Source organism: Hymenobacter sublimis, from assembly GCF_023101345.1.
GTDB classification, from domain to species: Bacteria; Bacteroidota; Bacteroidia; order Cytophagales; family Hymenobacteraceae; genus Hymenobacter; species Hymenobacter sublimis.
Window position 1 is genome coordinate 1,443,423 of record NZ_CP095848.1, and the last position, 13,621, is coordinate 1,457,043.

Consider the following 13,621-nt stretch of genomic DNA (forward strand, 5'->3'; position numbering starts at 1 on the left):
CTTCCTTATCAACTACTAATTCCCTGACCTGTGCCTTTTGCTGAACATCCGTTGGAAGAAACCAACCCGCTCACGGCGCGTTTTCACTCGTTTGGGCGAGTCCAGACGCCAGGTACCGGCCGCACGGTGGCCCGGTGGCTGGGTGGCCTGGGCCTAATTGTGCTGCTGGCCGGCTTTCTGCCCTGGACCCAGAATATTCGCTCCTACGGCCAACTTACTACCCTGCGCCCCCAGGACCGCCCCCAAACCGTGCCCAGCACCATTGCCGGCCGCATTGAGCGGTGGCGGGTGCGCGAAGGCCAGCGCGTGAAAAAGGGCGACACCCTGGTGGATATTGCCGAAATCAAAGACAAGTACTTCGACCCCGAGCTGATACAGCGCACCCGCGAGCAACTGGAGGCTAAAATTTCGGCTCTGGAAGAAAACCGGGGCAAAACCGCCGCCCTCGGCAGCCAGCAGGATGCCCTGCGGAGTGGCCTGAGCGTGAGCCTCGACAAAGCCCGCAACAAAGTAACCCAGACCCGCCTGAAGGTAAACTCCGACGAGGCCGAGCTGCGCGCCGCCAACAACGACTTCGACATTGCCCGCCAGCAGCTGCAGCGCCAGGAAGAGCTTTATAAGCAAGGCCTGAAGAGTCTCACGGAGCTAGAGCAGCGTCGCCTCAAGTTTCAGGAAAGCACCGCCAAGCGCCAGGCTGTAGAAAACAAGCTGGGCGCCTCCCGCCAGGAGCTAATCAATGCTCAACTGGAGCTGTCCTCGTTGCAGGCCGAGTACCAGGATAAGCTGGCCAAATCGGAGTCCGACCGGCGCTCGGCCGTGGCCTACCAGTTCGACTCGGAGGGGCAGATTGCCAAAATGCGCAATGAGCTAGCCAACTTGAGCATCCGTTCGGGCTTCTACCGCATTACGGCTCCCCAGGATGGCTACGTGGTGCGGGCCTTGAAAACCGGCCTCGGCGACATTGTAAAGGAAGGGGAGCCCATTGTGAGCGTGATGCCCGATGCCCCGGCCCTGGCCGCCGAGCTCTACGTGAAGCCCATGGATATTCCGCTGCTGCGGGTGGGCCGCAAGGTGCGCCTGCAGTTTGATGGCTGGCCGGCCCTGGTGTTCAGCGGCTGGCCGGGTACCAGCTTCGGTACCTTCGGGGGCCGCGTGGCCGTTATCGACAACATTGACTCCCAAGGCCAGTACCGCATCCTGGTGACGCCGGACCCTGAGCTGGAAGCCTGGCCCAAGCCCCTACGGGTAGGTTCCGGGGTGTACGGCTGGGCCCTGCTCGATGATGTACCCATTTGGTACGAGCTCTGGCGCCAGCTCAACGGCTTCCCGCCCAACTTTGTGGGCTCGCCCGCCGATGCCGGCAAGGGTGGCAAAGAGGCCAAGAAAGCTGATAAAGCCGCCGACACCGGGGGAGAGGAGGAAGCGAAATGAGCCAGAAGTTAGTGCAACTTGTCAGTAGAAGCCCCGGAGCCTTTTTCGGTTGGGCCCTTGGCCAACCCGTGCGCCCTGCCGGGCCCTGGCGGGGTAGGGTAGGGCTGCTGCTACTGCTCGGGTGGCTGCAGTTGGGAAGCCTGGTGGCCCAACCAACGGTGCCCCGGCCCGCCGTCGTGACGCCTACCTCGGCTGATTCGGGACAGGTGTTTGCCCTGGCTGATTTGCTGAACTACGTGGCCCTGCGCCACCCGGTGGCCCGGCAGGCCGGCCTACTGCCTGAGCGGGCCCGCCAGGAGGTGCGCTACGCCCGCGGCCTTTTCGACCCCGCTGCCACTAGCAAATACTACGGCAAGACCTTCAAGGGTAAGGAGTATTTTCACGATTGGGACACCCAGCTGCGCATTCCGGTGTGGTACGGTCTCGATGTCAAGGCTGGCTTCGAACGGGGAGTAGGCACCTACGTCAACCCCGAAAACTACACTTCCCCGGCTGGCTTGAGCTACGTGGGCCTCTCGGTGCCCCTGGCCCAGGGCTTGCTGATTGACGAACGCCGCGCCGCCGTGCGCCAGGCCCAAGCCCTGCAAGGCCTGGCCGAAGCCGAGCGCCGTAGCGCCCTAAACAAGCTGCTGCTCCAGGCCGCCAAAGATTACTGGGACTGGAGCCTGAACTACCAACGCTTGCAGCTGCTGGCCCGCAACGCCGACCTGGCCGATGTGCGCTTTCGGGCCATTCGTCAGCGCGTGGTGCTGGGTGATTTGGCCGCCATCGACTCGGTGGAGGCCCTCACGGAGCTGCAGAACCGTCAGGCCACGCTAAGCCAGGCCCGGGTGCAGTTTCGCAACGCTACCCTGCTGCTGAGTAACTACCTCTGGAACGAGCAGCAACAGCCCCTGGATCTGCCCGCCGCCACCGCACCGCAGCCCTTGCCCGGCCCCACCGACTGGCGCACCCTGGCCCCCGACTCAGTAGCGGCCCTGGCCCAGCTGGCCCAGCAGATTCATCCGGATTTGCAGAAAAACCGCGCCAAGCTCAGCCAGCTTAGCGTGGAGCAGCGCCTGCTTTCCAACAAGCTTCTGCCCAAGCTTACCCTCGACTACAATCTGCTCCAGGCCGGCCAGCCCTTCAGTCCCGAGAAGGCGGCTAGCCTGAGTGGCAGCTACTTAGAGAATAATTACAAGCTGGGCGTCAGCTTTGCCTACCCCTTGCTACTGCGCCAGGAGCGGGCCAAGCTCCAGCTCAACCGGCTGAAAACCCGCGAAGCTGAGCTGGACCTGCAGCAGGACACCCGCGAGGTACAAACCACCGTGCGCACCGTTGCCAACGACTGGGAAGCCCTGCGCGAGCAGCTCGCCCTGCAGGAGCAGGTAGTGCGCAACGCTGAGCGCCTGCGCAACGGCGAGCAAATCCGCTTCGAGAACGGGGAAAGCTCCGTGTTTCTCATCAACTCTCGGGAAGCCAGTTTGGTTTCGGCCCGGGTGAAGCTGGCCGAGCTGCAAGCCAAGTACGCCCAAACCCAGGCCACTCTGCGTTGGGCCGCCGGGGGCGTGCCGGAGTAGGGGCAAGGTCGGCTGAGCAGGAAAGTGCGGGTCTGAATGTCATTCCGAGCTTGGCGTTTGTAGCGCAAACGTATCCACTACTGCCAAGCTCTTTTTAAACGTTATTCCGAGCCCCGCGAGGAATCTCGCGTGCTGAAGGTTGGAGTAGTAATCCTGCCGTCAGCTGAGCGAGATTCCTCACGGAGCTCGGAATGACGTTCTCTTGCTACCTAGTTAGCCATTTCCGGAACGCCGGCCCCTCGTACAATGCCGGGCCGCAACCTTGCGTTACCATCCCCGGTTAAAAGTTTGTACTTAGTGGTATGTCGATGTCCGTAGCTACTTTATCCGCGCCCCAATTGCGGCAGCGCCTGAACCTGATGCTGGTGCTGGGCGCTTCCCTGGTGCTAAGTGTGGTGCTGATTACCTTCCGGGTGTTTCTGACCCATAAGATTTCCTTTGTGTTCCTGCTCTGGAATCTGTTTCTGGCTTTGATTCCGTTCGGGCTGAGCACCATGCTGGGCCTGACGGCCGGCCGCCTGAAGGCCCGGGTACTGCTGCCGGTGGGCGCGGTTTGGCTGCTGTTCTTTCCCAACGCGCCCTACATCCTCACCGACTTATTTCACTTGGAGCCTCGCCCCGGCGTGCCGTACTGGTATGATTTGGCCCTGATTCTGAGCTGCGCCTGGAACGGGCTGATGCTGGCCTACGCCTCCCTGACCGATATGCAGTTGCTGGTGACGCGCCGCCTGGGTCGGAGCGCCGGCTGGGCCTTTGCTACCCTGGCCCTGCTACTAAGCAGCTTCGGGGTGTACTTGGGCCGCTACCTGCGCTTTAATAGCTGGGACATTCTGACCAATCCCATTACCTTATTCTACGACATCATCTCGCGGATTCTGCACCCCACTATGCACCGCGGCACCTGGGGCGTGACGTTGCTGTATGGGGTGTTCCTGCTGCTGGGCTACGCCACGGTGCGCCTGCTGGGCCAGCACCGCGAGCCGGAAGAACTGTAGAAGATAAGCGGCCGGCCAACGGGTAGCCGCAACGGACAGGGAAGAAATAGCCGCATGATTTGCCGCTGCCTTGTACCTTGCCTCCCTGATGATGCACCTCCAACCCGACTCGCCCGATACGCCCACTATGAGCTGGGAACGGCTACTCAGCCGCCGCCGCTACCCCCAGCAGCCCCAGCTACACGTTGTTTCCGATGCGCCGCCGGTGCGCGGGGCCTTCGTGCAGGATTACGACCGGGTGGTGTTTAGTTCCCCGTTTCGGCGGCTGCAGCGCAAAACCCAGGTGATGCCCCTGCCGGAAACTGATTTTGTGCACACCCGCCTGACTCACTCCCTGGAAACAGCCTGTGTGGGCCGCTCCCTGGGGCGCTTGGGCGGGCGGCTTTTGCTGGAGGAAACAACTGGTCTGGCCCAGCAGCTACCCCACCTCGACAGCGACTTCGGCGACATTGTGGCCGCCGCCTGCCTGGCTCACGATATCGGCAATCCGCCGTTCGGCCACTCCGGCGAAGATGCCATTTCGGCCTATTTCCGCAGCCCCGCCGCCGAGCCGTTTGTGCGCATGCTGAACGCGGCTCAACGCACCGATTTACAGCACTTTGAGGGTAACGCCGCTGGGTTTCGAATTTTGACCCACACCTACGCGGCCCACAGTAGCGGCTCGGCCGGGCTGGGGCTGACCTACGCTACCCTCGGCGCTTTTACCAAGTATCCGCGCCCTTCCATTGTGGAGGAGGCCACCCTTACCCGGGGCACCAGCGAGAAAAAGTACGGCTACTTTCAGACCGAGGCTTCGCGCTTTCAGGAGGTAGCCCGGGAGTTGGGGCTGCTGACCAAGCCGCCGGGCACTGACCTGGGAGGCTTCTACCACCGCCACCCGCTGGCTTTTCTGGTAGAAGCCGCCGACGACTTATGCTACCGCATCATCGACTTTGAAGATGGGCTCAAGCTGGGCCTCATTCCGTGCGAAACCGGCCTGCGAGTACTGCGCGACATGCTGGGCGACGCGCCCGGCCGCCGCGGCTCCCTGGACTGGCGCGATTGGCGCGAGGAACTGGGCTACCTGCGCGCCCGCCTCATCAACCGCCTTGTACAGCAAACCGCCCGCCTCTTCGCCGACCGGGCCCCCGACCTGTTGCGTGGCCGCTCCGATGAGCCCTTGGTGCAGCAGCTCGACTGCTGGGACCAGCTCCAGCACGTGCATCAGCTCACGATGGAGCACCTGTACCGCAGCCGCCCCGTGCTGGAAATTGAGGCGGCCGGTTTCGAGGTCATGGCTGGGCTGCTCGATGCGTTTCTGCACGCCACCTTTGATCCGCAAGAAAGCTCCCGCTCCCGCAAAGTGGTGCAGCTGTTGCCCGAGCAGTTTCGGGCCGTGGCTCACCAGAAGGGCGCTTCAGCCTACGAGCAAATCATTCTGCTCACGGATTATATCGGCGGCCTCACCGACCAAAACGCCATCAGCCTGTTCCGCACAATCCGCGGAATAGATTTGCCTAAGGGGTTCTAGCCTGCTTCTGAAAAGTCAGTATAAGCCCGGTGTACTACCGAACACAGCGAGGAGTCTGGGTTAGCCTCTTTTGCCGGAACCTAGATTCCTCGCTGTGCTCGGAGTGACACGGAAAACGGCATTCTATCTGTTGCCCACATCTTTTCTGTAAAAAAGAAAAGCGTATGTGCATCAGTAGGTTAAGCAGCAAGAAGAAGGGTAGGAGCCACGGCAAGAACGGACAAGCCCGCACCATACGCTAGCCTGCGCTACCACCCTATCCGGCCCGCACAAGATTACTGTAGCAGCCGTAGTGTGGTATCTAGGGGCTGGCGCTGCAACAGCTCCCGGTACTGCTGCTGAATAACAGCTTGCTGGCGCTGCTGCTCCTGCTTGCGGAAGGGGCGTACCTTGTAGGGGCTGCCGGGGCGTCGGTACAGGTTCAGGTACACCAGCCCGCGGCTGGGGCGCTGCTCGGCCTCGCCGCTTTGGATGCGACTGATGCGCTTCTGATTATCGCCAAACAAGGCTTGCAGCGGGCTGAGCCCCACGTAAAGATCTGCCTGACCGGTGAGGTAGTATTCGCCGCTTACGGTCATGTCGGTGAGGTTGCTGCTCAGGCTTAAAGCCGGAATTAGGAGGCGGTTGCCTTCCAGCACGAAGCGTGGCTGCACGGGCTCGAAATACAGGTGCCCGGTGCGCTTTTCGCTTAGTAGCTTCAGCGCCTGGGTCACGGCTTCTACCTCAATCAGCTCCAGGTCGCGCAAGTCGGTACGCAGGAAGGCGTGGGTTTGCGTTAGCAGGGGCAGGAAGCTTGGGCTTAATTCTGTGTGTACGTCGGCTTCGCAGCGCATACTGCCCCGAATGTTGTCGGGCCCTACCACGTCAAAGCCCAGCAGGCGGGCCAGCTCGAAAAGCTTGGGAAGCTGAATGTCGCGCAGGCGCAGCTGGGCGTGCAAGGGGCGGGTGGCCGTGCCGGCATCCGTTTGCAGGGTGCCGCGCAAGTGCAAGAAGCCATCCAGGGCCTGTACCGCACATTCGTCAACCTGTACTTGCCCCGCCTTTAGGTTGCTCAACAACCGAAATTGCTGCCCCCGCAAGGCCCCGTACGCCATGCGGGCGGCTGACACCCGCACCCGGCCGGTTATGGTACCATCCAGAAAGGGGGAGGGGCGCAGTCGGGCAACAGAAGCGGCCGGCCGAATCTGTTCCGGCGAGGCGGTGGGTAGGGCGCTCAGGCTGGCTAGCATCTGCAGCAAGTGCTGCACGTTCAGGGACGCATACCGCAAGTCGATATCGGTGCGGGCCCGGGCCAGGCGCGTGCCCGCCAGCAGGGCGCTGGCACTCACGCGCCCCGTGCCCCCGGTGCCAATGGTAAACGTGAGGGCCGGAATCAGAAAACGCGGCCCGTTTTTATCCACGCGCAGGTGCAGATTCGTGAACTGCTCGGCCCCGGGTAGCAGCAGCCGGTCTATGGTAACGCGGGCCTGCCCGTTGGCGGCCAACAGCACCTCGCGCAGGGTAGGAGCCGCCGGGGCGGCGGCGCTACGCCGCGGTGGCCGGGTTAGGCGGGCCAGCAGCTGCTGGTAGCGCAGGGTGCGGAAATGCACGGCCAACTGAGCGGCTACGGGTGGGGGCGCGAGCGTGTCGGTGGGCCAGCTAATAACGCCTCGGATGGTGCCTCCCCACATCTGCCCCCGCAGCTCCGTTAGCTGCACCCGCCGCCCGTCGTGGCGCACGGTGGCGGCCAGCTGCTGCAGGGTATCGGTGGCTACTACCAGCCGTCCGCACTGCAGCCGGATGTTGAGGTGGAGCCCGGGAGGTAGGAAGTTCAGGACCCGGGTTGCTAGCTGGGCCTTGCGGTTTCTGCCGGGCCGCGGAGCCCGCCCGGCCCGGGCACCACGACTAGGCGGGGCAAGCAGGCGGCGCAGTTCATGCAGGTGCAGTTCATCAACCCCGAACGAACCCGTAATGGTAGTAGCCGCCCGCTGTCCGCTGAAGTAAGCCAGCAAATAAGTAGTGGTGGCATTGGCCCGCACCTGCATGCCGTTGAGCCGCCCCGTTAGGTTTTCCAGAATCCAGAGGCTGTCTTGTAGTCGAACCAGCACGTTCAGCCCCGTCATGGCGGCCTGCCGGCCCGGCACGGCAAAAGCGGCCTGCTCCAGTCGAACCGTGCCGCGGGCCGCCAGAATGGGTAGCAGCGTATCAGGACGGGTCGAGCGCCGCGTCAGGCGGTCCGGGATTTCCGGCACCGCGCCGTTGAGCTGCAGGTCCAGAGCCGCCTGCCCGCCCCGGGCCCGCCACAAGCTGGGGGCTACTACGGCCGCCAGGGTCTGCAGTTCAGTGCGGCCCCGAATCCGGCCCAGTAGGTGGGGCCGGGTAAAGTCGCGCACCGTCAGGGCCGCATCCAGCTGCCCAGCCCGCGAGTACAGCCGGCACTGCGTGAAGGTGAGGTAGGTAGTGCGGGGCGAGTGCTGGGGACCATTATCAAAAATGCCGCGCGCGTCCCAACGGTGAATCCGGCGGGCGGCGTCGGCCCATTGCACCTGCGCCCCACGCAGGGCAAAGCGCAGAATGGTGCGCGGCCGGGTAGTTGGGCCGCTTACCCCACGAATGGTGTACCAGATGCGGGCGTGGCTGCGGCTGCGGGCACCCCGCAAAAACCGCTGCAAACCCGCGGGCAGGGCCACATGTAGTACTTCTAGCAGGGGCTGCGTACCCTGGAAGCGCAAGTTCAGGCGGGTGCCGCGCGGTTCGCCAGGCGCCGCCCCCCGGTGGGTACCGGTAACCAGAATGGTGTCGCCGTTGAGCGTGGCGTGGGTGCGCAAGAATGTCCCTTCTCGCCGCCGGAAATTGTAGCGGTAGCGCACCAGCGCTACCACCGGCTCCTGGGTAAACAAGTTGCCGCGGCCACTGCGCAAATACACCAACTGCCCATCGAGCCGGCCACCGGCATGGGCTACTCCATTGCGGGAGCGAACCGTTAGCCGGCCCTGGCGCACGTGGGCCGCAAAGCCGCTGCGGTGCAACTCATTACGGTCCGTGACGTGCACGTTCCGTAGCACCAGAGAATCCAGGTTGAAATCGGGAGGGCCAGCGGGAGTAGCCCGGCGCGGGCCCTTGCCGCGCAGGCCCCAATCGTGGCCCAGGGAGTCGGTGAACTGCTGAAAGGTACCGTCCTGTAGCGTGAGGTGGCTGATGCGGATGGTGCCGCGCCAAATGTGTTGGAGCTCTACCCGCATATCGGCTCGCCCAATGCGCAGCACGGGCACGGCCCGGTGGTAGGAGGTATCAGTAAGGGCCAAGTGGTGCACGGAGGCCGTGAGGTGAGGAAAGTTGCGCCATACCGAAAAATCTACCGTGAAGGGCGCTACCACCAGGTCTGACTGCTGGGCCAGCCGCTGCCGGATGGCTTGCTCCAGGCGGCGCTGCCCCCAGTGCGTCCCAATCAGCCACGTACCCGCCACTACCACCGCTAGCAACCCCAGCACAGCTAGGACCAGGAACTGGCGGAAGGACGGTCGTTTCATAAAGCGCAAGCGGAGCAGTAGAGGGCCGGTGCGGTTTTACGTAGAAATCGGCGCCGTGTCTGAACCCGTAGTAAACCCATTGTGCCCTCCGCGCTGCTTGCACCGTAAGCCGGTTCTTTCTGGGCAGAACGGCGCCAATAATAGCCAGGCCGGCGGCCCGCCCTACTGATGCCTACCGCCGCAGAAACGGCCCCAACAAACGCCCGAAGCAGCCATAGTTCGGGCGCACAGCATCAGAAATGCTCACCCGTCACGGCGCTACCAGAGGCCATGCCGTGCATTGTAAAGCAGCGCTATCTGAAATTCTGGAGGCGAGAGTTATGTAGCACCCACAGAAGCCGAATAGCCATAGGGTAGGGCAGCGTTGTGGATAAAGAAATACGGTTTTTATTATTTAGAATTTTTCTAAATAGTTATACTTGCGCCAGTGAACCTCTTGTAAGCAACTTCGCATGGCTCAGTTCTTTCACCATAACGAATACGGTTACTGCGCCCGGTGCCCGCGCACACGTCACTTGCACGTCTGCTTCGGCAACGTGGCCATGGCTACTACCCCCACTGAGTTTCAGGAGTTTCGGCACTGCGTCACGGAAACCTGGCGCCACTACTGCCTGCACACCCGCGACCCGGAAGCCCGCAGCATTGCCCTGCGCACGGCGGCGCCCCGGCTGGCCCTGGTTTTCTCCCTGGTGGAGCTAACCCAGCTGCGCGACATCCTCGAAAACACGGCCTTACTCCTAGAGGTAGAAGAACTGCTGCAGCAAAACGAGTAGGCGTGGGCCTACGGGCAGTAAGCTCAACGGAAAAGCTGTTTCTTGGCGCACTTATCCGACGTAGCTTATGCGACTTCCTTCCCTACATCATCTGCTGACCGAAGCCACGATGGTGCTTCGGCGTTATCCGCTAACCCTGCTCTGCGCCTTTGTTCTGTGCGGCGTGGGCATCTATGTGCAGCGCCTACCGTATGCCGACGAGGAAGCCAAGCTCGACTGGCTGTTTCCAGTGCTTTCCACGGCCGTATTGGGGCTTACGCTCACGCTGGCCGTTGCCCTGGCCACGGAGCGGTACCGCTGGCGTGGGTGGAAGCGGTTGGCCGCTACAAGTGGGGTAGTACTGCTGCTGGGTGGTTGGTATGCCATGTGCCCCCCGCAACCAGATAGTGTATGGGGGCTCCGGCTGTTTGTGTTGCTGGTAGCTTCGCATCTGCTGGTAGCCGTAGTGCCGTACCTGCCCGAACTGCGCCGGGAGGCCGATACGCCGGGCTTCTGGCGGTACAACAAAACGCTGTTTTTGCGCATTCTCACGGCCGGGCTCTACTCCGGGGTGTTGTTCGTCGGATGCGCCCTGGCGCTGCTGGCCATCCAGAATCTTTTTGAGGTGAAGGTAGACCAACGCGTGTATGGGCACCTGTTCATCGTGCTGGGAACAGTGTTCAACACCTGGTTTTTCCTGGCCGGGGTGCCGCGCAACTTCGCCCTTCTTGAGCAGGAGGCCACTTATCCGAAAGGCCTGAAGGTATTCACGCAGTTTGTGCTACTGCCGCTGGTGGTGTTATACCTGGGCATTCTGTACGCCTACATGGGGCGCATACTGGTGCAGTGGGAGCTACCAAAAGGCTGGGTCTCTGTTTTGATACTGGCCTTTGCGGTGGCCGGCATCCTGGCTTTGCTCCTGATTCATCCAATCCGCAACGCAACCGAAAACACCTGGATCCGCACGTTTGCCCGATGGTTTTACCGGGCTCTGTTTCCGCTGCTGGGGCTGCTGGCCGTGGCTATTGCTACCCGCATTCGGTCCTACGGCATTACGGAGGAACGCTACTTCGTCCTGGTGCTGGCCGCCTGGCTGCTGGTCATGGCTACCTACTTTCTGGTGCGCAAAGGCCAGGGCATCATCTGGATTCCGGCTTCCCTGGCCTTGGTTGCGCTGGTCTCCGCCGCCGGACCCTGGGGCGCATTTGCTACGGCTGAGCGTAGTCAACTCAACCAGTTACGTGAAATCAGCGCTGAGTATAACCTGCTGCGGAACGGTAAGCTAGACGGAGCCGGGGCCCGAGCACCGAAACTGCCCTTGGTAGTGCGGCAGCGGCTCACGTCTATTTTTGAGTTTTTCGCCCAGCGGCAGGCGTTGGCTGAGCTACAACCTGTTTTTGCCGGCTCCTTGCAGCTGCCCGATTCATTGCGCCAAGGAACGCCGTGGGAGAGAAGGCACTGGCAGTCCACCCGTCTGTTCGCGCTCAGCGGCCTGGAGCGCGCCAGCCCCTATGCGACTGCTGCCAATGAAGAAATTTCTGCCACATTCGACCTCAAAAACTCCGATGTGCTACCCCTGGGTAACGGCCGCTACTGGCTGAACAACCTGAGCGTGTATCAGTACCATGTGCCCGATAAGGATGTCCTGGCGGAGGTAGTCGTGCCGGAAGGTTCGTTTCGGGTACGCACCCGTCGCCGTGGCTACCTGCTGCAACTGGAGCAACTGCGGGCCGATGGAAGCTGGCAACCCCAACTCACGCTCGCCCCTGGTGCCGTTGCCGATTCACTGACCCGTACCTACGGCCGTAATCCTGCCACCAGCGTTGAGTTGCCCACCGCGGCCCTTACCCTGCACGCCACCGACAACCGTCTCTACTTGCAGCTAGTGCTGCGCAGCCTAAACCGCCATCAGAGGCAGGATAGTGTATGGTACAGCTTCGATGGCCAGGCTTTATTGGAGGTGAAAAAGTGAACTAGTGAGCTTTAGATTCTACTGGCCTAATGGGACGTTACATTCTAGAAGCTAGCATGAGCAGAAGAACAACGCCCCAGTGGGGCGACACTCTATCGTTCGACGGAGAGTGTCGCCCCACTGAGGCGTTGTACGTTATGACCCCATGCTTTTTTACGGCCATGGCGCCCGGTTGGGCCTAGTGGAACGGCAAACTCACTGGTTCACCATCTCACTATTTCACTGCTATTCCCACTCAATAGTTGCTGGGGGCTTGGAGCTGATGTCGTACACTACGCGGTTGATGCCGCGGACCTGGTTGATGATCTTGTTGCTGATTTCGGCCAGGAATTCGTAGGGTAGGTGGGCCCAGTCGGCGGTCATGCCATCCACGCTGGTTACGGCGCGCAGGGCCACCACTCGCTCGTAGGTGCGCTCGTCGCCCATTACGCCCACGCTCTGCACGGGGAGCAACATTACGCCGGCCTGCCATACCTTCTCGTATAGGCCGTGTTCTTTCAGACCCTTGATGAAGATGGCGTCGGCGCGTTGGAGCAGGTCTACTTTCTCGGGCGTAATGTCGCCGAGGATGCGGATGCCCAGGCCGGGCCCCGGGAAGGGGTGGCGGTGCAGGATGTTCTCGGGCAGCTCCAGGGTGTGGCCTACCTCGCGCACTTCGTCCTTGAACAACGCGCGCAACGGCTCCACAATCCGCAGGTTCATTTTCTCGGGCAGACCGCCTACGTTGTGGTGGCTTTTAATCGTTACGGCCGGGCCTTTCACCGATACCGACTCAATCACGTCGGGGTAAATAGTGCCTTGGGCCAGCCACCGGGCACCGTCCACTTTCTGCGCTTCCCGGTCGAACACCTCAATAAAAGTGCGGCCAATGGCTTTGCGCTTCAGCTCGGGGTCGGTGAGGCCCTGCAGGGCCGCGTAGAATTCCTGGGAAGCATCCACGCCGCGCACGTTCAGGCCCAGGTCTTTATAGGAGTGGAGCACATCCTCGTACTCATTCTTGCGCAGCAGCCCGTTATTCACGAAAATGCCGTGCAGGCGCTTGCCGATGGCCTTGTGCAGCAGCAGGGCCGCCACCGAGGAGTCAACCCCCCCCGAAAGGCCCAGAATCACTTGATCCTCTTGGCCAATGGTACGCTGCAGGGTTTCCACCATGCTGTCCACGAAGTGCTCCGGAGTCCAGCTCTGGTCTAGCCCGCAGATGTTCACCACGAAGTTCTGGAGCAGGGTTTTGCCGTCGGCGGAATGGGTTACCTCGGGGTGAAACTGGATGCCGTAAGTAGGCTGGCCCTGGATGTGGTAGGCGGCCACGGCTACCTCCGGGGTACTGGCAATAATGTCGAACCCTTCCGGGAGGGTCTTGATGGTGTCGCCGTGCGACATCCACACCTGCGAATCGGTAGGGACGCCGTGCAGCAGGGGCGAGTTGTGATGGACGCGCGCGAGGCGGGCGCGGCCGTACTCCCGAATGGTAGCCGGCAGCACCTCGCCGCCCTGCTGGTAGGCCAGCAGCTGAGCACCGTAGCACACGCCCAGTACCGGCACGCGGCCCAGGTAGCGGGAAAGGTCGGGGTTGGGCGAGTCGGCGTCGCGCACGGAGCAAGGCGAGCCCGAAAGCACAACGCCCCGGATGTCCTCAGTGAGGTCCGGGGCGTGCGTATAAGGATGAATTTCGCAGTAGACGTTCAGTTCCCGGATGCGCCGGGCAATGAGCTGCGTGTACTGCGACCCAAAATCGAGAATGAGAATCTGTTGAGGCATGGGCAAAAGTACGGCGCAGATTTCAGACCTGAAGCACACCCACCGATTTACTGACGGACTTTTCTACTCTCTAAATCGGGTGCATGCGGCTACCGCGTGAGAATAGGTTCCGCCCCGCCCGGCGCGGGCCAGCTT

8 protein-coding genes are annotated in these 13,621 nt (G+C 62.0%); 6 read left to right on the forward strand and 2 right to left on the reverse strand.

The window, feature by feature from the left end; genetic code table 11:
* The first annotated feature begins 30 nt into the window (after positions 1-30).
* From MWH26_RS06090 to dgt, 4 genes are all read left to right on the forward strand, one after another.
* Positions 31-1,431, forward strand: a complete 1,401-nt coding sequence (locus tag MWH26_RS06090) for an HlyD family secretion protein (protein ID WP_247976491.1) — start codon at positions 31-33, stop codon at positions 1,429-1,431.
* 68 nt (positions 1,432-1,499) lie between these two features.
* Positions 1,500-2,990: a TolC family protein gene (locus tag MWH26_RS06095; RefSeq protein WP_247976492.1), complete on the forward strand. Its 1,491-nt coding sequence runs from the start codon at positions 1,500-1,502 to the stop codon at positions 2,988-2,990.
* Between the two features lie 302 nt (positions 2,991-3,292).
* Positions 3,293-3,985 carry a DUF1361 domain-containing protein gene (locus tag MWH26_RS06100; protein WP_244695756.1) on the forward strand — a complete coding sequence of 231 codons (693 nt, stop codon included), beginning with the start codon at positions 3,293-3,295 and terminating at the stop codon, positions 3,983-3,985.
* Positions 3,986-4,073: 88 nt separating this feature from the next.
* Entirely contained in the window at positions 4,074-5,495 is a 1,422-nt protein-coding gene (gene dgt / locus MWH26_RS06105) for a dGTP triphosphohydrolase (protein WP_247976493.1), read from the forward strand.
* Positions 5,496-5,770: 275 nt separating this feature from the next.
* Here dgt and MWH26_RS06110 read toward each other — a convergent pair whose 3' ends face one another.
* Positions 5,771-9,004: an AsmA-like C-terminal region-containing protein gene (locus MWH26_RS06110; RefSeq protein ID WP_247976494.1), complete on the reverse strand. Its 3,234-nt coding sequence runs from the start codon at positions 9,002-9,004 to the stop codon at positions 5,771-5,773.
* A gap of 452 nt (positions 9,005-9,456) precedes the next feature.
* Here MWH26_RS06110 and MWH26_RS06115 point away from each other — a divergent pair, with 452 nt between their 5' ends.
* Together MWH26_RS06115 and MWH26_RS06120 are read left to right on the forward strand one after the other, a co-directional pair.
* A complete protein-coding gene (locus MWH26_RS06115; protein ID WP_247976495.1) occupies positions 9,457-9,777 on the forward strand; it encodes a DUF6686 family protein in 321 nt (106 codons plus the stop codon).
* Positions 9,778-9,844: 67 nt separating this feature from the next.
* Positions 9,845-11,728, forward strand: a complete 1,884-nt coding sequence (locus MWH26_RS06120; RefSeq protein ID WP_247976496.1) for a DUF4153 domain-containing protein — start codon at positions 9,845-9,847, stop codon at positions 11,726-11,728.
* Positions 11,729-11,953: 225 nt separating this feature from the next.
* Here the strand turns inward: MWH26_RS06120 and guaA are convergent, their stop codons facing one another.
* Entirely contained in the window at positions 11,954-13,486 is a 1,533-nt protein-coding gene (gene guaA, locus MWH26_RS06125) for a glutamine-hydrolyzing GMP synthase (RefSeq protein WP_247976497.1), read from the reverse strand.
* Between the last annotated feature and the right edge of the window lie 135 nt (positions 13,487-13,621).